The sequence below is a fragment of the Frigidibacter sp. MR17.24 genome (assembly GCF_037095655.1).
Lineage (GTDB): Bacteria > Pseudomonadota > Alphaproteobacteria > Rhodobacterales > Rhodobacteraceae > Frigidibacter.
This window is the reverse complement of sequence record NZ_JBAWKE010000007.1, coordinates 49,814-68,833: the sequence shown is the minus strand read 5'-3', so window position 1 is coordinate 68,833 and position 19,020 is coordinate 49,814. Positions and strand designations below refer to the sequence as shown.

Below are 19,020 nucleotides of genomic sequence, written 5' to 3'. Positions count from 1 at the left end.
TCCCCGTAGCGTGCGCCGCCCGCCCCCGGACGGCGCCGGGCGACACTATTGCTGGACCGCGGCGACCGCAACAGCGACGTCGAGCGTCTCGGCCGTCTGGCCCAGCGCCACGCCGCGGATCGGGGCCGCGTCCTGGGCATCGAAGCCCGAGCCGAGGCGGATGTAGCGCTCGTCCGGGCAGCAGGCGTTGGCGGCGTCGAAGCCGACCCAGCCGAGGCCGTCGATCCAGATCTCTGCCCAGGCATGGGCCGCGTCATGCGATTTCCCCTCGGCATCGGCCAGCAGGTAGCCCGAGACATACCGCGCGGGGATGAACAAAGCCCGAGCGGCGGCGATCATCGCATGGGCATGGTCCTGGCAGACCCCCTCGCCCAGCGCCAGCGCCTCGGCGGCGGTGGTGTGGGCCTCGGTCGCGCCGGGGGTGTAGGCGATCGCCTCGCTCACCGCCTCGGACAGGCGGTGCGCGAAATCGAGCGTGTCGCGCGCGCCCGCGCGCGCCTTCTCGGCCATCGCGGTCAGCGCGGCGTCGGCGCGGGTCGGGTGGGTCTCGCGCAGCCAGGCTTCGGGCGGCACGCTTTCGCGGAAGCCGCGCAGCACGCCGGCCATGTCGGTCGTGGCGACCTCGCCCGAGACGCGCACGGTGATCTCCTCGACCGGGCCCTTCACCGACCAGCTTTCGATCACGTCGCCGGAGCCGTCGCGGAAGCTGGTGCCGCGCGCGCCGCCGTCGACCTCGATCTTCCAGTTGATCGCGCGCTGGCCGTCGTAGACCGACGGCGTCAGCCGCAGGCTTTGCACCGCCGCGCGGATCGGCGCGTCATAGCGATAGGTCGTCACATGCGAGACGGTCAGGATCATTGCGCCTCTCCGGTCAGATAGCAGCCGCTCACCGACATCGACAGCCCGCCGACCTTGCCGACGAAGCGGGTGAGGAATTCGTGCAGGCCCTCTTCGAACACGTCGTCGACGGTCATCTCGGACAGCTCGCCCAGCAGGCTGCGCGCCTCGGACTGCACCGGCGTCGAGGCGCGGTAGTTGCGCGCCAGCCGGTCGAGATGGTTCACCACCCCGTCGACCGAGGTGATCAGCGAGCGCGGCGACATCGGGTTCAGGATCAGGAAATGCGCGATCTTGGCCGCGGTGATCTCGCCGCCATAGGCCCAGTGGAACGCCCGGTGCGACGACATCGCGCGCAAGAGCGTCTGCCACTGGTAGGTGTCGAGCCCCGAGCCCACGAATTCCACCCGCGGCAGCAGGACGTAGTATTTCACGTCGAGCATCCGCGCCGTGGCATCGGCCCGTTCCAGCTTGTAGCCGAGGTTGAGGAAATCCCATCCATCCGAGCGCAGCAGCGTCGTGTCGATCGCGCCCCGCACCAGCGCGCAGGTCCGCAGCGTCCATTCCGTCAGCCGCGTCAGCTCGAGTTCCGAGCGCGGCTTGCGCTCGATCTGCTTGAGCTCCTGGAAGGCCGAGTTCAGCGCGTCCCAGACCTGGCTCGTCATCGCCGTGCGCACGATGCGCGCGTTCTCGCGCGCGCGGCCGATGCAGGTGACGACCGAGGACGGGTTGTCGCGGTCGAAGAACAGGTAGCTTTCGATGTTGCGCTGCACCGGGTCGCCGTACTTGTGCTGGAAGCCCTCGGCGGTGCCCGAGGCCTGCAGCAGGCTGTCCCATTCGCTGCGGTAGCCATGCCCGGCCGAGGGCAGGAGCGCGATGCGCGCGCCCACTTCCAGAAGCCGGGCCATGGTCTCGGCCCGCTCCATGTAGCGGCCGATCCAGTAGAGATTTTCGGCGGTTCTGCTCAGCATCTCAGGTCACTCCGCCAGAACCCAGGTGTCCTTGACCCCGCCGCCCTGCGACGAGTTCACGACAAGCGATCCTTCCTTGAGCGCCACCCGCGTGAGGCCGCCCGGCACCAGCTCGATCCGCTCGCCCACAAGGCAGTAAGGCCGCAGGTCGACGTGGCGCGGCGCCACGCCCTCGTCGACGAAGGTGGGCACCGTGGACAGCGCCAGCGTCGGCTGGGCGATGTAGTTCTCGGGATCGGCGATGATGCGGTCGCGGAAGGCCGCGATCTGCTCCTTGGTCGATTTCGGACCCACGAGCATGCCGTAGCCGCCCGAGCCGTGCACCTCCTTGACCACCAGTTCCGGCAGCTGGTCGAGCACGTATTTCAGGTCGTCGGACTTGGCGCATTGCCAGGTCGGCACGTTTTCCAGGATCGGCTCCTCGCCGAGGTAGAAGCGCACCATCTCGGGCACGAAGGTGTAGACCGCCTTGTCGTCGGCCACGCCCGCGCCGGGGGCGGAACAGATCGTCACCCCGCCCGAGCGGTAGACATCCATGATCCCCGGCACGCCCAGCATGCTGTCGGGGCGGAAGCACAGCGGATCGATGAAGGCGTCGTCGATCCGGCGATAGATCACGTCGACCTTCTTCGGGCCCTCGGTGGTGCGCATCCAGACGAAGCCGTCGCGCACGAAGAGATCGGCGCCCTCGACCAGCTCGACCCCCATCAGGTCGGCGAGGAAGCTGTGTTCGTAATAGGCCGAATTGAAATGGCCGGGCGTCAGGATCGCGATCGTCGGCTCGCGGTCGCATTTCGCGGGCGCGACCGAGGCGAGCGTGCGGCGCAGAAGCTCGGCATAGCCGTCGACCGGCTCGATCCGGTTCGCCTGGAACAGGCCGGGGAACATCCGCATCATGATCTCGCGGTTCTCCAGCATGTAGGAGACCCCCGAGGGCGTGCGGCAGTTGTCTTCCAGCACGTAGAACTGGTCGGGCCCGGTGCGCACGAGGTCGATGCCGACGATGTGGCTGTAGACGCCGCGCGGCGGGGTGAAGCCGACGACGGCCTTCTCGTAGGCCTCGTTGCGATAGACGAGGCGCGAGGGGATCTTGCCCGCCTTGATGATCTCGCCCCGCCCGTAGACGTCGGTGAGGAAGGCATTGAGCGCGCGGGCGCGCTGCTTGATGCCGCGCTCGAGCTTGCGCCACTCGTCCTGCGCGAAGACACGCGGGAACATGTCGAAGGGGATCAGCCGGTCGGGGTCGCCGCCCTCGCCGTAGACGGCGAAGGTGATGCCGATGCGCCGGAACAGCTCCTCGGCCTCGGCCTGCTTCATCTGGCGCAGCTCGGCGGGCATCTTGCCCATCCAGTCCTGCAGCTGCCGGTAGGGCACGCGCACGTCGCGGCCCTGGAACATCTCGTTGAAATACTCGGTCGCCATGCGGCCGCCGCCCCCCCTGCCGATCGTCCCGGTCACTGGCCCTGTTCGAGTCGGGCCTCTCCCATCAGGTTTAGGCAGCGCATCGGGCGGAGGAAAGGGCGCGCAGGGTCGGAATTGTCGCGCCGCCCGACAAATCCGCCCAATCATCAGGCAGTTGCGCACTCGCGAGGCGCTTCTTGTCTGGAAATTCGGGTGCGCCGGCAACATCTTGCCATCCGGCGCCCCCGGCAGGGCCCCGGAACCTGCCGGCCGTCCCCGGGTTGCCACCGGGTCGGGCCTAGCAGGCAGGGACCTGCAGACGGGGACGTGCAGACGGAAACTTGCCATCAGGGAGCGGATCGCGTGGCAGCCTCGCCGGTACTCACCTTCACCGACCGCGGCATCTACTGCCCCGCGGGGGATTTCCACATCGACCCCTGGCGCCCGGTCGACCGCGCCATCGTCACCCATGCCCATTCCGACCACGCCCGACCCGGCATGGCCCGCCATGTCGCCACGCCCCGCACCGTCGCGGCCATGCGCCACCGGCTCGGCCCGATCGAGGCCCATGCCCTACCCTACGGCGAGGCGCTCACGATCGGCGGCGCCCGGGTCTCGCTGCACCCGGCGGGCCACGTGCCCGGCTCGGCCCAGGTGCGGGTCGAGGTCGGCGGCGAGGTCTGGGTGGTCTCGGGCGACTACAAGACCACCGATGACGGCCTCTCCGAACCGTTCGAACCGGTGGCCTGCCACGCCTTCATCTCGGAATGCACCTTCGGGCTGCCGGTGTTCCGCTGGCGCCCCGAGGCCGAGATCCGCGCGGAGATCGCCGAGTGGTGGGCGCAGTGCCGCGCCGGAGGCCGCACCGCGGTGATCGGCGCCTATTCGCTGGGCAAGGCGCAGCGGGTGCTGGCCGCGCTCGACCCCGGCGCGGGGCCGATCCTCACCCACGGCGCGGTCGAGGAGATGTGCCGGGTCCTGCGCGAGACCGGCGTGCCGCTGCCCCCCACCACCCGCGTCACCCCCGAGATCACCCGCAAGAGCCACCCGGGCGCGATCGTCGTCGCCCCGCCCTCGGCGCTCGGCTCTCCCTGGGCGCGCCGCTTCGGTCCCGCCTCGCAGGCCTTCGCCTCGGGCTGGATGCGGCTGCGCGGGATCCGGCGCAGGCGCGCCGTCGACCGCGGCTTCGTGATGTCCGACCATGCCGACTGGGACGGGCTCAACGCCGCCATCGGCGCCACCGGCGCCGAGCGGATCTTCGTCACCCATGGCTATACCCAACCCTTCCGCCGCTGGCTCGAGACCCGCGGCTATGACGCCGGCATCGTCACCACCGACTGGCAGGGCGAGGAAACCGGGGCGGAGACGACCACGGAGGACGGGGCATGACACCACTTTCGGACGGGGGCGCTGCCCCCGCGGCCTTCGGCCGTCCCCCGGGATATTTTGGCCAATGCGAAAGGCGCAGGGATCGCCCGCTTTCGCATTGGTCCAAATATCCCGGGGGTGAGCGGGCTTTGCCCGCGAGGGGGCGGCGCCCCCTGGACGGCCGGCCATGAAGCGCTTCGCCGCCCTCTTCGCGCAACTCGACACCACGACGCGGACCTCCGAGAAGGTGGCCGCGCTGGCCGGCTATTTCCGCGAGGCGCCCGAGCCGGACCGGCTCTGGACCATCGCGCTGCTGTCGGGGCGGCGGCCGAAGCGGGCGGTGGTCTCGACCCGGCTGGCCGAATGGGCGGCCGAGGTGGCGGGGCTGCCCGCCTGGCTGTTCGAGGAGAGCTATGCCGTCACCGGCGACCTGGCCGAGACGATCGCGCTGATCCTGCCCGAGCCTGACGCGTGCGGCGAGGACCTGGCGCTGTCGGACTGGATCGCGCGGATCCGGGGGCTGGCCGCGCTGCCCGAGCCCGGGCGGCGCGCGGCGGTGCTGGCGGCCTGGGCGGCGCTTGGCGGCACCGAGCGGTTCCTGTTCAACAAGCTTCTGACCGGCGGCTTCCGCATGGGGGTCGCGCAGGGGCTGATGGTGCGGGCGCTGGCCGAGGCCACGGGCCGCGAGGCCGCGGACCTCGCGCTGCGGCTGATGGGCGACTGGACGCCCGACACCACCACCTACGACCGGCTGGTGCTGGCCGAGAGCCCCGAGGCCGACCTGTCGCGGCCCTATCCCTTCTGCCTGGCCCATGCGCTCGAGGACGGGCCGGACGCGCTGGGGGCGCCGGGCGACTGGGCCGCGGACTGGAAGTGGGACGGGATCCGCGGCCAGGCGGTGCTGCGCGGCGGTGCCTTCGCGCTGTGGTCGCGCGGCGAGGAGCTGGTGACCGACCGCTTCCCGGAACTGCGGGAACTGGCCGACCGGTTGCCGCAGGGCACCGTGGTCGACGGCGAGATCCTCGTGTGGAAGGACGGCCGCCCCCTGCCCTTCGCCGCGTTGCAGCCGCGGATCGGGCGCAAGACCGTCGGCCGCAAGCTGCTGGCCGAGGCGCCGGTGGTGCTGATGGCCTATGACCTGCTCGAGGATCGGGGCGCGGACATCCGCGCGCAGCCCTTCGACGCGCGCCGCGCCCGGCTCGAGCGGATCGCGGCCGCCGTGCCCGAGACCGCGCCGTTCCGGATCTCGCCGCTGATCGGCTTCGACGACTGGCCGGCGCTCGCCGCCGCGCGCGCGACCGCGACCGGGCGCGCGGCCGAGGGGGTGATGCTGAAGGCGCGCGGCTCGCCCTATCACCCGGGCCGGCGGCGCGGCGACTGGTGGAAGTGGAAGGTCGACCCGATGAGCCTCGACGTCGTCATGGTCTATGCCCAGGCCGGCCACGGGCGGCGCGCCAACCTTTACACCGACTTCACCTTCGCGCTGTGGCAGGGCAACGAGCTGGTGCCGATCACCAAGGCCTATTCCGGCCTGACCGACACCGAGTTCGCCCAGGTCACCGCCTGGGTCCAGCGCCATACCGAGGAGCGGTTCGGCCCGGTGCGCCGGGTCACCCCCGAGCTGGTGTTCGAGATCGCGTTCGAGGGCATCCAGCGCTCGCCCCGCCACAAGTCCGGCATCGCCCTGCGCTTTCCGCGCATGGTGCGCTGGCGCCGCGACAAGCCCGCGGCCGAGGCCGACACGCTGGCGGCGGCCGAGGCGCTGCTGGCCGCGCGCGGGTAGGGCGCCGGTCGGGCGGGGACGCGCTTGGGCGGGAGGGCGCGCGGGATGCCGCACGGGCCGGCCCTTGCACCTTCGGGGCGCGGATGCCTAAGTCGGGGCAACCGTGTCACACGAAAGAGGTCCCCGATGATCCGCCCGCCGATGCCGCTCTTCGATGCCAATGCCAGCGCCGCCGGCGCCTTCGGCACGCTGCCGGAATGGGACCTGAGCGACCTTTATGCCGCGCCCGACGCCCCCGAGTTCGCGCGCGACATGACCTGGCTCGAGGCGGAATGCGCCGATTTCGCCGCGTCCTACGAGGGCAAGCTCGCCACGCTCGACGCGGGGGCGATGCTGGGGTGCATCCGGCGCTACGAGAAGATCGACATCACCGCCGGGCGGGTGATGTCCTATGCCGGGCTGCGCTATTACCAGAACACCACCGATGGCGCCCGCGCCAAGTTCATGGCCGATGCGCAGGACCGCATGACCACCTTCACCACGCCGCTGGTGTTCTTCAGCCTTGAGTTCAACCGCATCGAGGACGCGGCCTACGAGGCGCTGATGGCGGCGGATGCCGATCTCGCGCGCTATCGCCCCGTTCTTGACCGGATGCGCGCGATGCGCCCGCACCAGCTGTCGGACGAGCTGGAGAAGTTCCTGCACGACCAGTCGACCGTCGGCTCGGCCGCGTGGAACCGGCTGTTCGACGAGACGATGGCGGGGCTGATGTTCCACCCCGAGGGCGAGCCCGAGGCGCTGAACCTGGAAGCCACGCTGAACCTTCTGTCCGAACAGGACCGGTCGCGGCGCGAGGCGGCCTCGCGCGAGCTGGCGAAGGTCTTCGGCGCCAACATCAAGCTGTTCGCCCGCGTGCACAACACGCTGGCCAAGGAGAAGGAGATCGAGGACCGCTGGCGCAAGATGCCCACGCCGCAATACGGCCGGCACCTGTCGAACCACGTGGAACCCGAGGTGGTCGAGGCGCTGCGCAATGCCGTGGTCGCCGCCTATCCGCGGCTGTCGCACCGCTATTACCGGTTGAAGGCCAAGTGGCTGGGCCTCGAGAAGCTGCAGGTCTGGGACCGCAACGCGCCGCTGCCGCAGGAGGACCCGGCCCCGGTGATGTGGGAGCGCGCCCGCGGCATGGTGATGGAGGCCTATGCCGGCTTCGATCCGAAGATGGCCGAGATCGCCGAGCCGTTCTTCGACCGCGGCTGGATCGACGCGGGCGTGAAGCCCGGCAAGGCGCCGGGCGCCTTCGCGCATCCGACCGTGACCGAGGTGCATCCCTACGTGATGCTGAACTACCTTGGCAAACCGCGCGACGTGATGACGCTGGCGCACGAGCTGGGCCACGGCGTGCACCAGGTGCTGGCGGCGGGCCAGGGCGAGATGCTGTCCTCGACGCCGCTGACGCTGGCCGAGACGGCCTCGGTCTTCGGCGAGATGCTGACCTTCCGCAAGCTGCTGGAGAAGGCCGAGACGCCCGAGCAGCGCAAGACGCTGCTCGCCGGCAAGGTCGAGGACATGATCAACACGGTCGTGCGCCAGATCGCCTTCTACGATTTCGAATGCAAGCTGCACGCCGCGCGGGCCGAGGGCGAGCTGACGCCCGAGGACATCAACGCGCTGTGGATGTCGGTGCAGGGCGAGAGCCTGGGCGACGCTTTCGAGTTCATGGAGGGCTACGAGACCTTCTGGGCCTATATCCCGCACTTCGTGCACTCGCCCTTCTACGTCTACGCCTATGCCTTCGGCGACGGCCTCGTGAACGCGCTCTACGCCGCCTACGAGGACGGGCTGCCGGACTTCCAGGCGAAGTATTTCGAGATGCTGAAGGCGGGCGGCTCCAAGCACCACAAGGCGCTGCTGGCGCCCTTCGGGCTCGACGCGTCGGACCCGGCGTTCTGGGACAAGGGCCTGTCGATGATCGAGGGCATGATCGAGGAGCTGGAGGCGATGGAGGCCTGAGCGCCCCCTGCCCCCCGCCCCAGTGATGCGCGCGGCCGGTCCCCTGATGGAGCCGGCCGCGGCCGTTTCAGCCGCGGTTGCGCCGCATCGGCATCCGGTCGATCGTCTCGAGCAGCCGGTCCACCGGGATCGGCGCCGTCTCGTCCATCTTCACCCCGCCATCGAGCCCGACCAGCATCATCCGGAAGCCGCTGACCCCGAGCCCCTCGCGCAGGCCGCCGCGGGCGGCGGGGTCGGTGTCGGTCAGCACGACGATCTCGCGGTCGTCCAGCGCCGCGTCGCGCCCCTTCAGCGCCTCCAGCGCCGCGCGCAGCCGCGGATCGTCCGGCGAGGCCGCGAAGATCAGAAGCGGCCGCGCGCTCCAGCGGTAGTCGCGCAGGTCGGCGCGCTCGGGCGCCATCGCCCGGACCTCGGCCGCCATCGCCCGGGGCACGAGCGCGGGGGCGGCGGCAGCGGCAGCGACGGCAGCGGCGGCGGCAAGCGGTGCAAGTCCCGGCATCATCCGGGTGACGGTCCTGCGGGGCATCGGCATCTCCTTCTCGCGCAATCCCGGGGGGCGCTCCTCCGCGGGAGCGCTCTCTGCAGGGAAACGCGCGAGAGGCGCCGCCGGATCACTCACATCCGGGCGAGCGCGCCCTAGCCGCCCAGCGCGACCTCGGCCACGAGGCCGAGGTGGTTCGAGCCGAGGCCGCGGCCGAAGCGGTGCAGGCTGACCAGCCGCGCGCCGCCGCGCACGAGGAAGTTGTCGATCGGCACGCCGGCCCAGCCGCTGCCCACCGGCCAGGTCGGAAGGGGCAGCCGCGCGGCGCGCAGGCCGGTATCGTCCAGCAGCGCCCGCATCGGCCGCGCCCAGGGCGCCGCGTTGAAATCGCCCGCGACCAGCACCGGCCCGGCGATGTCGTGCAGCAGCGACTGCAGCGCGGTCGCGCCCCGCTCGGCCGGGGCCAGCGTCCAGGGCTTGGCGGCCTGCAGCGCGACCAGCGTCAGCGCCTCGCCGCCGCCGAGATCGACCTGCACCTGCCGCAGCCGCCCCTCCCACTGCGCCGGCGGCTGGGCCGAGGGTTCGCCGACGAAGGGGCGCTTGGACAGCACCGTCACCGCGCAGCCGCGCTCGCAGCCCAGCACGTGGGGATAGGTCTTACGCAGCCGCGGCAGCGCCGAGCGCACGGCGGCGCTTTCCGCCAGCGCGACGACATCGGCATCGCTGGCCTCGATCGCGGCGGCGATGCGGTCGGCATTCGCGTCGTTGGTGGCGAGCGTGTTGAAGAACAGCACCCGCGCCACCGGCTCGGCCGCGGGCGCCAGCGGCAGGGCGCGCTGCAGGTGCGCGACGCCGAACCAGCCGGCGAAGGCCAGCGTGACCATGGCGGCAAGCATCCCGGCCCGCCAGGCGCCAAGCACCGCGGCGACCACCGCCAGCGCCAGCGCGCCCACCAGAAGCTGCGGCGCCAGGCTGTCGAGCACCCGCGCCAGAACCGCCGCGGGCGAGCCGTCGGCGACATGGGCCGGCACCACCCCCAGCGCCAGCGCCAGGAGGGCCAGGCACAGGATCGCGCCGATCAGACGTTGCCGCAGTGTGTTCATTGTCTCGTCGCCTTCCGCAGGTGGTCAGCCGTCGCGGGCCGCAGGGCGATCGGCGAGGGCGCGCGCCAACCTATCCGCACATCGCCCGCGTGCAACCGCCGCCCGTGTCACAAGGCGGATCATGGCCGATCACGATGCCGCGCGCGCCCTCCATCGGCGTCGTCACCCGCAGCCGCCCCCACGGCCGAACCCGGCCGAAGGCGCTGCCCCGGACCGGCCGGGGCCCGCTCAGAGGCTGTCGAGCAGCGCCCGCGACGGCTCGCCCGTCGCGACCTGGCCGATGCTCTGCTGATAGGCCGAGATCGCCGATTTCGACTTGTTGCCCAGCACGCCGTCGGCGCCGCCGGTGTCGAAGCCGCGCGCGGTCAGCCGGGTCTGCAGCCGGATCCGGTCGTCCTTGGTCAGCCCGTAGCGGTCGGGCGGGAAGCTCGCGCGCAGCGGCCCCGCGCCCCCGATCCGGTCCGACAGGTGCCCGACCCCGATCGCGTAGAGGTCCGAGTTGTTGTAGCGCTTGATCGCGTCGAAATTCCCCGTGACCGCGAATTGCGGCCCGCCCGCCTGCGGCTGGATGACCCGACCCTGCGGCGTGCCGGACGCGCCGACCTCTCCGCCCCATTTCACCCCCGCCTGCCAGCCCGAGCGCTGCAGATAGGCCGCGGTCGAGGCCAGCGCATCCGACGGATCGTCCGACCAGATGTCGCGCCGCCCGTCGCCGGTGTAGTCGACGGCATAGGCCAGGTACGAGGTCGGGATGAACTGGGTGTGGCCCATCGCGCCCGCCCAGCTGCCGGTCATGTGCGCCGGATCGATGTCGCCCGACTGGATGATCTTCAGCGCCGCGACCAGCTGGCTTTCGAAGAAGCTTGCCCGCCGCCCCTCGTAGGCCAGCGTCGACACCGCCGAGAGCACGTTCACCTCGCCCCGCCGCTCGCCGTAGAAGCTTTCCAGCCCCCAGATCGCGCAGATCACCGTCGCGTCGACGCCATAGCGCGACTGCAGCGCCGCGAGCGTGCCGCGATGCGCGGCGAAGGCGGCGCGGCCCTTGGCCACGCGCTCGTCCGAGACCGCGATCGAGAGATAGTCCTCCAGCGTGCGGTTCGATTCCGGCTGGTTGCGGTCGCGGGTGATCGCGCCCGGGACGAAGCCCGCATGGGCGAAGCTGCGGTCGAGCGTGGCGCGGCTGATCCCCTGCCCCTCGGCCCGGGGCCGGAAGGCGGCGATCCAGGCCGACCAGCCGGCATCGGGCACCGGGCGCAGGTCGTCGGCGAGCGGCGTCGCCGCGCGCGAGCCGGTCATCGGCAGCTGTCCCGCGCAGGCCGACAGCGTCAGCGCCCCCGCCCCGAGCCCGAATCCGCGTCTGGTGATGATCATGGCCTGTCCTCCGGTTGTCCGCCCGCTTTGGTCGCGTTGTGCCACGACCCGCGCGACGAGACCAGCCACCGGCGGGCGCCCACCCCCGCCGCGCGCGGTGCCCTCGGCGGCGGTCCGCGCGCGAAACGGGGCCCGGAGCGGATGCTCCGGGCCCCGTCCGGGCCTGTCGGCGCGGGTCTGTCGGCGCGGGCCTCGGTCAGACCCTGGGTTCGCGCACCAGCATCACCAGCGCCCCGCTCAGCACGTAGAGCACGGCGAAGGTCCACATCACGCCTTCAAGCCCCCAGAGCGGCTGCACCGCCGCGACGACGATCGGGCCGACCCAGGTCGCGGCCCCGGCGCCCAGGCTGACGACGGCGAGCGCGCCCGCCTTGTCCTGCGGCAGCACCATCGGCATCAGCGCCGACAGCGGCACGTAGCCCCCCAGCATCACGCCGTAGACCACCGCCACCACCGAGGCGACGAGGAAGCTGCCCGGCGCCATCTGCGGCACGTAGTATAGCGCGAGGATGCCCGCGGCCGTGCCCAGCGCCCCCATCAGCGCGATGGTGTTGCGCAGGCCGATCCGGCCGCCGATCCAGCCCGACAGCAGGTTGCCGGCGAGATTGCCAAGGAACATCACCGTCAGCAGCTGCAGCCACTGCTCCAGCGAAAAGCCGATCACGTCCATGAAGAAGGCCGGCAGCACGATGAAGAAGGCGTATTGCGACGAGGTGTTGACCGTCCGCACGAGCCCGCCCACGGTCGAGATCGGCTCGCGCCACATGATCGAGATCGAGCTTGCCATCGCGGCGAAGGGCGAGGCGCCGGGCCGGGCCAGCGGGCCGCCGCCCCTGACGCCCGCCATCGCCATCAGCGCCAGCCCGCCGCCGACGACGACCAGCACCAGCGACAGCCACAGCGTGCCCATCGTGCCGATCCGCGGGATGGCGAGGCTCGCGACCAGCGAGCCGAGCGTCGGCAGCCCGGCGGCATAGGCGAACCAGAACCAGCTGGCGGCCATGCCAAGCCGGCGCGCCGGCGTCGCCGCGGCGATCCAGACGAGGAAGCCATAGGCGAACAGCGGATAGCCGAAGCCGCGCAGGGCGTAGGTCAGCAGCATCATCGGAACGTTCATCGCCCCGATCCCGACGGTCAGGAAGGCGACTTCCAGCACCCCCCAGATCGCGAGGCCGACCCACATGACGCGGCGCGGACCATAGACCTGCGACATCGGGCCCGACAGCCACGAGGCGATCGCGACGGTGATGCCGTAGACGGTGAAGAGAAGCGCCACCTGGCCTTCGCCGATGCCCTGCGACTGCAGGTAGGGGGCGAGATAGCCAAGCTCGATGCCGTCGCCGATCATGAAGACCAGCAGGCCGAGGAAGCCCCATTTCAGGCTGCTTGGCAGGCCGATGCGGTCGAGAAAGCCCTCGCGGGCACCGGCGGTGGAAGACGTGGAGGAACGAGCGGGGGAGGTGTGTGTGTCTGGTGTCGAAGTCACTATGCTTGCCGGGCAGTGCCGGCTGTTGTTGATGTCAGCCCTCCCTGGGCGGCCGCGACCCCCTCCTCCGAGGGTGTTTTGCGACATTCGGCAGGTCGTATATGGCTGGTCATGTGCAGTACAGCACGAAACCGTGACTGCGACGTTGTGTCTGAGCGGAACGGGCAGACATCGGGACCGGTTGCGCCGCCCCGTTCCAAGGCCGGCTTGCGCCGGGTCGGGCCGGGCGGCCCGGTGGAACCCGCCCGTATTCGCCCACCCGTACCGGCCCGGCCCGAGATGCCGGGGCGGCGCGGCCGGGGCCCGCCGCCGCCGCGATCAGCCGAGGATGTTGGTCTCGGGGCCGTAGGGATAGGCGGTGATGTTCTCGGCGCCGTCCTCGGTGATCACGAGGATGTCGTGCTCGCGGTAGCCGCCGGCGCCGGGGGTGCCCTCGGGCACCGTCAGCATCGGCTCCATCGAGATCACCATCCCGGGTTCGAGCACGGTGTCGATATCCTCGCGCAGCTCGAGCCCCGCCTCGCGGCCATAGTAGTGCGACAGGATCCCGAAGCTGTGGCCATAGCCGAAGCTGCGGTATTTCAGCAGGTCGCGTTCGGCAAGGAAGCCGTTGATCCCGTGGGTGATTTCGGCGCAGCTCGCGCCGGGCTTCAACAGGCTCATGCCGAATTCATGCGCCGCGACATTCGCCTGCCACAGCGACAGCGAGGCCGGGTCGCAGGCCCCGGCGAACAGCGTGCGCTCAAGCGCGGTGTAATAGCCCGAGATCATCGGGAAGCAGTTCAGCGACAGGATGTCGCCCCGGCGGATCTCGCGCGCGGTGACCGGGTTGTGGGCCCCGTCGGTGTTCAGGCCGGACTGGAACCAGACCCAGGTGTCGCGGTACTCGGCCTCGGGGAAGCGCCGGGCGATCTCGGCCTCCATCGCGTCGCGGCCCGCCATCGCCACGTCGATCTCGCGCGCGCCGATCCGCACCGCGTCGCGGATCGCGAAGCCGCCGATGTCGGCCACCTCGGCGCCCTGCCGGATCAGGGCGATCTCGGCCGCGGATTTCACCATCCGCTGCTGCATCGTCGCGGGGGCGATGTCCATGCCGCGCTTGACCTGCAGGAACTGGTTCACCTTCTCGGCCTGCACCATGGTCAGGTGGTCGGCCTCGAAGCCCACCGCGCGGCCGATGCCCACCAGCGAGGCCACAGCGCGCCAGAAGTTGTCGCGCGCCCAGTCGGTGTAGGTCAGGCTCTCGCCCACCGACCGCCGCCAGGGCTGGCCCGCGTCGATGCCGGCGCTGACCACCGTCACCTGCCCGGGCGTCACCACGCAGGCATAGGGCCGGCCGAAGCTGCAGTAGAGAAAGCCCGAGTAATAGGCCACGTTGTGCATCGAGGTCAGCACCACGGCGTCGAGCGAATGCAGCTCCATCAGGTCGCGCAGCCCCTCGAGGCGGGCCTCGTATTCCTCGGGCGCGAAGGGCAAGGGCGCCTTGTCGCCGTTGCGGAAGGCATAGCTTTCGGGGCGCAGAGTGTTCGTCATCGTCAGACCTATGGGATGGGGGCCGGGCAAGACCCCGGGACCCCGAAGATCCCGGCGTGCAGGACGCAGGCCCCGGGCGCCGGGGCCAAGCTGGGACCGGTCCGGTCCGACGGGGACGCCATCCCCGCGCGCTCGGGCGGCACCATCGCAGCTTCCGCGCGGGCCGGCAAGCGGGCAGGATGGCCGGCATGAGCGACGAGATGCTGCGGACAGGGCCGCGAAACCTGATCACCGATGTCGAGGGGCTGGCCGTCGGCAATGCCGAGGACCACCGGCTGAAATCCGGCACCACCGTGCTGACCGCCGCGCAGCCCTTCGTGGCCGCGGTCAGCGTGATGGGCGGCGCGCCCGGCACGCGCGAGACCGACCTGCTGGCCCCCGACCGGCTGGTGCAGCAGGTCGACGCGATCACGCTGTCGGGCGGGTCGGCCTTCGGGCTCGATGCCGCCTCGGGCGTGGCCGATGCCCTGCGCGCCGCCGGGCGCGGCTTTTCCGTCGGCGACCAGCGGGTGCCGATCGTGCCGGGCGCGATCCTGTTCGACCTGTTGAACGGCGGTGAGAAGCGCTGGACCGAGAACCCCTATCGCGGCCTTGGCGCCGCGGCGCTGGCGGCGGCGGGGACGACGTTCGCGCTGGGCACCGCAGGCGCGGGCACCGGGGCGATGTGCAAGGGGGTGAAGGGGGGGCTCGGCTCGGCCTCGGTGCGGGTGCCGGGGGGCTTCACCGTGGGGGCGCTGGTGGCGGTGAACGCGCTTGGCAGCCCCACCGTCGGCGAGGGTGCGCACTTCTGGGCCGCCCCGTGGGAGATCGGGGCCGAATTCGGCGGCCTCGGCCTGCCTGCACGGCTGCCCGCGCCAGACCTGCCGCCCCCCGGCAAGGGCGCGCGCGAGGCCACGACCATCGCCATCGTCGCGACCGACGCCGCCCTGACCCAGGCCGAGGCGCAGCGGATGGCCACGGCGGCGCAGGACGGGATGGCGCGGGCGCTCGTGCCCTCGCACACGCCCTTCGACGGCGACCTCGTCTTTGCCGCCGCGACCGGCGCGCGCCCGCTTGGCGATCCGGGCACGGACCTCTTCCGTCTCGGTCACGCGGCCGCGATCTGCCTGGCACGGGCGATCGCGCGCGGCGTCCACCTGGCGCGGCCGGCCGCCGGCGATCCGCTTCCCTGCTGGCAGGACCGCCTGTCCCGCCCTAGATGAGGCCCACAGCCCGGCCCCCCGAGGCCACCCGGGACGCCACCCGGCCGGGCGATCCCGCGGAGACCGCCATGCTCGACCAAACCACAGACCTCGCCTCGCTGCTCAAGGACCCCGGCCTTCTGGTCACCCGCGCCTATGTCGGCGGCGCCTGGACCGATGCCGCGGACGGCGCCACCTTCCCGGTGCGCAATCCCGCGCGCGGCGACGTCATCGCCGACGTGGCCGACCTCGGCCGTCCCGAGGTCGCCCGCGCCATCGCCGCCGCCGAGACCGCGCAGAAGGCCTGGGCCGCGAAGACCGCCAAGGAACGCGCCACCCTGATGCGCGCCTGGTTCGACCTGATGATGCGCCATCAGGACGACCTCGCCACGATCCTGACCGCCGAGATGGGCAAGCCGCTCGCCGAGGCGAAGGGCGAGATCGCCTATGGCGCAAGCTTCATCGAATGGTTCGCCGAAGAGGCCAAGCGCGTCTACGGCGAGACGATCCCCGGCCACATGCCCGACAAGCGCATCACCGTGATCCGCCAGCCGGTGGGGGTCGTGGGCTCGATCACGCCGTGGAACTTCCCCAACGCGATGCTGACGCGCAAGGCCGGCCCCGCGCTGGCCGCCGGCTGCGCCTTCGTCGCCCGGCCCGCGGCCGAGACGCCGCTGTCGGCGCTCGCGCTCGCGGTGCTGGCCGAACGCGCGGGGATCCCGGCGGGGGTGTTCTCGGTCGTGACCTCCAGCCGGTCCTCGGACGTGGGCAAGGAGTTCTGCGAGAACCCGGCCGTGCGCAAGCTGACCTTCACCGGCTCGACCGAGGTCGGGCGGATCCTGCTGCGGCAGGCGGCGGACCAGGTGATGAAATGCTCGATGGAGCTGGGCGGCAACGCGCCCTTCATCGTCTTCGACGACGCCGATCTGGACCAGGCGGTGAAGGGCGCGATGGCGTCGAAGTTCCGCAACAACGGCCAGACCTGCGTCTGCGCCAACCGCATCTACGTGCAGGCCGGGGTCTACGACGCCTTCGCCCAGAAGCTGAAGGCGGCGGTCGAGGCGATGCGCGTCGGCGACGGGCTGGGCGCGCCGGTCGATGCGGGGCCGCTGATCAACGAGGACGCGGCGCGCAAGGTCGAGGACCACATCGCCGACGCGCTGGCCGGCGGGGCAAAGCTGCTGACCGGCGGCAGCCGGCACGCGCTGGGCGGCACCTTCTTCCAGCCCACCATCGTCACCGGCGTGCGCCAGGACATGAAGATCGCGGGCGAGGAGACCTTCGGCCCGCTCGCGCCGCTGTTCCGCTTCGAGACCGAGGACGAGGCGGTCGCGCTGGCCAACGACACGATCTTCGGGCTGGCCTGCTATTTCTACGCCCGCGACATCGGCCGCATCACCCGGGTGCAGGAGGCGCTGGAATACGGCATCGTCGGCGTGAACACCGGCCTGATCTCGACCGCCGAGGCGCCGTTCGGCGGCGTGAAGCAGTCGGGCCTCGGGCGCGAGGGCTCGCGCCACGGGATCGAGGACTATCTCGAGATGAAGTACATCTGTCTCAGCGTCTGATCCCGGCACCCCGTGGCGGCGGCGGCCCTCGCCCCGCGCAGATGTGATCCGCCGCCGCTCGACAGGGGCCGGCGCGCGGCCTAGGGCTGGGACATGCGCCTGCATGTCCTGGCTCTGCACCTGACCGTGATCCTGCTGATGCTGCCCTGGGGCGCATTCGGGCAGCGCCACGCCATGCCCGGCGCGGCGCCCGCGACACCGGCGGTGGTTGCCGAGCGGGCGCAGGCGCCCGCGGTCGCGTCTGCCGTCGCCACCGCGGCGACCTCTGCGGCGGTGCCCACGGTGACCAAGGTGGCCCAGGTCCGCCGCTGCCACGGCCCGGCGCTGCCGGGCGCGCCCTGCGGCCTGTTCCTGCCGCCCGCGGCCGTCGCGCCGCCCCTGCCCTACCTCGCGGCGCGCCGCATCGGCCCCGACGCCGCCGCACGCGCGCCGCGCGACCCGGCCCTGTCGCCGCCGCGCCGCCCACCCCGCCTGGCCTGAGCCGCCGGTTCCCGCGCCGCCCGATCCCGGGGGCGCGCCTTTCCCGCCTCAGACAGACAGGACATCCCAGGATGAACCCCTCCTCGATGGGCCGCCGCGCCCTGCTTGCCGCCCTGCCCGCCGCCGCGCTTGCCGCCTGCGCCCCGCGCCTGCCCGAGACCGCGACGCGGCTCGCGCCGATCACCCCCGACTGGCCGCCCCTGCCCGAGCGCTACGGCGCGATCACCGACGAACCCTACCCGGTGCCCGCGATCCCCGAGGGCGTCGTCGCCCCGCGCCTCTGGCGTCAGGAGGTCGACAACCCGTTCCCCGAGGAAGTGCCGGGCACGATCGTCGTCGATCCCGACGCGGCGCTTCTGCACCTGGTCGAGCCCGGCGACCGCGCGCTGCGCTATGGCGTCAGCGTCGGCGCCGCAGGCTTCGCCTGGTCGGGGCGCGCCGTGCTGCAATACGGGCAGAAATGGCCGCGCTGGAAGGTGCCGCAGGAAATGGCCGAGCGCTGGCCGAAATACGAACCCTACACCGTCGCCAACGGCGGCATGGACCCAGGGCCGGGCAACCCGCTGGGGGCGCGGGCGCTGTATCTCTACAAGGATGGCAAGGACACGCTCTACCGCATCCACGGCGGCTGCGCGCCCGAACACCTGGGCAAGGCGGTGTCGTCGGGCTGCATCCGGATGCTCGACCAGGACGTGATCGACCTCTATGGCCGGGTCGGGCACCGGGTCGCGGTCATCGTGCGCCCCTCGCGCCCGCCGATCCTGCCGCTGGTCTATTGACCCGGCCCAGCGCCGGGCGCTGATCGCGCACGGGAAAGCGGTGCGGAGTCAGCACGGGGGGCCCGAAGCCCCCCGGCTTTCTCGTGCCTGTCAGGCCTCGTGCCAGGCCCAGTGTCAGGCGTCCTGTCAGGCCTCGAGCGCCGTCGCCTCGACGGTCTCGCGGCCGGTTTTGGCCTCGATGGCGATGCGGCGGGGCTTCAGCGCCTCGGGCACCTCGCGCACGAGGTCGATGTGCAGCATGCCGTCGGCATGGGCCGCACCCGAGACCCGGACGTGGTCGGCCAGCGCGAAGCGGCGCTCGAAGGCGCGGGTGGCGATGCCGCGATGCAGGTAGCTGCGCGGGGTCTCGTCCGCGGCCTTCTTGGCCGCCACGATCAGCGCCCCGTCCCGCACCTCGACCGACAGCTCGTCGGCGGCGAAGCCCGCCACCGCGATCGAGATGCGATAGGCATTCTCGTCGGTCTTCTCGATGTTGTAGGGCGGATAGGTCGGCTGGGCGACATCGGTCGCGATCACGCGGTCCAGAAGGTCGGCGATGCGGTCGAAGCCGACGGTGGCGCGATAGAGCGGGGACATGTCGAAGTTACGCATGGGTCATCCTTGTCGAAGCGATGTGTGAGCGTCGCGCTCCGCCCTCCCCTGCGGGACCGGCGGAACCGTCCGGAACCCGTTGTGGCGTCCCGGTAAGGATGATGTGGGAAAGCCCCCGCGCGCTTTCAAGACGG

Annotated in this window: 16 protein-coding genes; 7 read left to right on the top strand and 9 right to left on the bottom strand. The window is 71.7% G+C overall.

The annotated features are described in order from the left end of the window. Positions 1–45: 45 nt before the first annotated feature. The 3 genes from V8J39_RS18545 to V8J39_RS18535 are packed head-to-tail and all read right to left on the bottom strand — an operon-like array spanning position 46 to position 3,230. On the bottom strand, positions 46–858 hold the full coding sequence (locus V8J39_RS18545) for a transglutaminase family protein (protein ID WP_336462448.1): 813 nt from the start codon (positions 856–858) through the stop codon (positions 46–48). Then, a complete protein-coding gene (locus tag V8J39_RS18540) occupies positions 855–1,808 on the bottom strand; it encodes an alpha-E domain-containing protein (RefSeq protein ID WP_336462447.1) in 954 nt (317 codons plus the stop codon). The genes V8J39_RS18545 and V8J39_RS18540 overlap by 4 nt, the downstream gene beginning before the upstream one ends. A gap of 6 nt (positions 1,809–1,814) precedes the next feature. Next, positions 1,815–3,230, bottom strand: coding sequence for a circularly permuted type 2 ATP-grasp protein (locus tag V8J39_RS18535; protein ID WP_336462544.1), 1,416 nt, complete (start codon positions 3,228–3,230; stop codon positions 1,815–1,817). Between the two features lie 342 nt (positions 3,231–3,572). Between V8J39_RS18535 and V8J39_RS18530 the strand changes: the two genes are divergently transcribed. The 3 genes from V8J39_RS18530 to V8J39_RS18520 all read left to right on the top strand — a co-directional run bounded on the left by V8J39_RS18530 (position 3,573) and on the right by V8J39_RS18520 (position 8,313). Next, on the top strand, positions 3,573–4,598 hold the full coding sequence (locus tag V8J39_RS18530) for a ligase-associated DNA damage response exonuclease (protein WP_336462446.1): 1,026 nt from the start codon (positions 3,573–3,575) through the stop codon (positions 4,596–4,598). 166 nt (positions 4,599–4,764) lie between these two features. Continuing rightward, positions 4,765–6,360 (top strand): ATP-dependent DNA ligase, encoded by a 1,596-nt coding sequence (locus V8J39_RS18525; protein WP_336462445.1) that lies wholly within the window; start codon positions 4,765–4,767, stop codon positions 6,358–6,360. Between the two features lie 126 nt (positions 6,361–6,486). Then, positions 6,487–8,313 (top strand): M3 family oligoendopeptidase, encoded by a 1,827-nt coding sequence (locus V8J39_RS18520; protein ID WP_336462444.1) that lies wholly within the window; start codon positions 6,487–6,489, stop codon positions 8,311–8,313. Between the two features lie 67 nt (positions 8,314–8,380). On the opposite strand, the gene V8J39_RS18515 is transcribed toward V8J39_RS18520, so the two are convergent. The 5 genes from V8J39_RS18515 to V8J39_RS18495 all read right to left on the bottom strand — a co-directional run bounded on the left by V8J39_RS18515 (position 8,381) and on the right by V8J39_RS18495 (position 14,287). Beyond that, positions 8,381–8,839 carry a DUF4174 domain-containing protein gene (locus V8J39_RS18515; protein WP_336462443.1) on the bottom strand — a complete coding sequence of 153 codons (459 nt, stop codon included), beginning with the start codon at positions 8,837–8,839 and terminating at the stop codon, positions 8,381–8,383. 110 nt (positions 8,840–8,949) lie between these two features. Beyond that, entirely contained in the window at positions 8,950–9,897 is a 948-nt protein-coding gene (locus tag V8J39_RS18510) for an endonuclease/exonuclease/phosphatase family protein (protein ID WP_336462442.1), read from the bottom strand. 228 nt (positions 9,898–10,125) lie between these two features. Beyond that, positions 10,126–11,268, bottom strand: a complete 1,143-nt coding sequence (locus tag V8J39_RS18505) for a lytic murein transglycosylase (RefSeq protein WP_336462441.1) — start codon at positions 11,266–11,268, stop codon at positions 10,126–10,128. A gap of 196 nt (positions 11,269–11,464) precedes the next feature. Then, positions 11,465–12,754, bottom strand: a complete 1,290-nt coding sequence (locus tag V8J39_RS18500; RefSeq protein WP_336462440.1) for an MFS transporter — start codon at positions 12,752–12,754, stop codon at positions 11,465–11,467. A 318-nt stretch (positions 12,755–13,072) separates the two neighbouring features. Then, positions 13,073–14,287 carry an aminopeptidase P family protein gene (locus V8J39_RS18495; protein ID WP_336462439.1) on the bottom strand — a complete coding sequence of 405 codons (1,215 nt, stop codon included), beginning with the start codon at positions 14,285–14,287 and terminating at the stop codon, positions 13,073–13,075. A 188-nt stretch (positions 14,288–14,475) separates the two neighbouring features. On the opposite strand from V8J39_RS18495, the gene V8J39_RS18490 reads away from it, so the two are divergent. The 4 genes from V8J39_RS18490 to V8J39_RS18475 all read left to right on the top strand — a co-directional run bounded on the left by V8J39_RS18490 (position 14,476) and on the right by V8J39_RS18475 (position 18,295). Next, a complete protein-coding gene (locus V8J39_RS18490) occupies positions 14,476–15,489 on the top strand; it encodes a P1 family peptidase (RefSeq protein WP_336462438.1) in 1,014 nt (337 codons plus the stop codon). Positions 15,490–15,557: 68 nt separating this feature from the next. Beyond that, positions 15,558–17,036, top strand: a complete 1,479-nt coding sequence (locus V8J39_RS18485; protein ID WP_336462437.1) for an NAD-dependent succinate-semialdehyde dehydrogenase — start codon at positions 15,558–15,560, stop codon at positions 17,034–17,036. A gap of 93 nt (positions 17,037–17,129) precedes the next feature. Then, the gene (locus V8J39_RS18480) at positions 17,130–17,516 is read left to right on the top strand and encodes a hypothetical protein (RefSeq protein ID WP_336462436.1); all 387 of its coding nucleotides are present in this window, start codon (positions 17,130–17,132) and stop codon (positions 17,514–17,516) included. 71 nt (positions 17,517–17,587) lie between these two features. After that, complete coding sequence (locus V8J39_RS18475) at positions 17,588–18,295, top strand: L,D-transpeptidase (protein WP_336462435.1); 708 nt, start codon at positions 17,588–17,590, stop codon at positions 18,293–18,295. Between the two features lie 126 nt (positions 18,296–18,421). Here the strand turns inward: V8J39_RS18475 and V8J39_RS18470 are convergent, their stop codons facing one another. Next, entirely contained in the window at positions 18,422–18,886 is a 465-nt protein-coding gene (locus V8J39_RS18470) for an Hsp20 family protein (RefSeq protein ID WP_336462434.1), read from the bottom strand. Positions 18,887–19,020 lie beyond the last annotated feature (134 nt).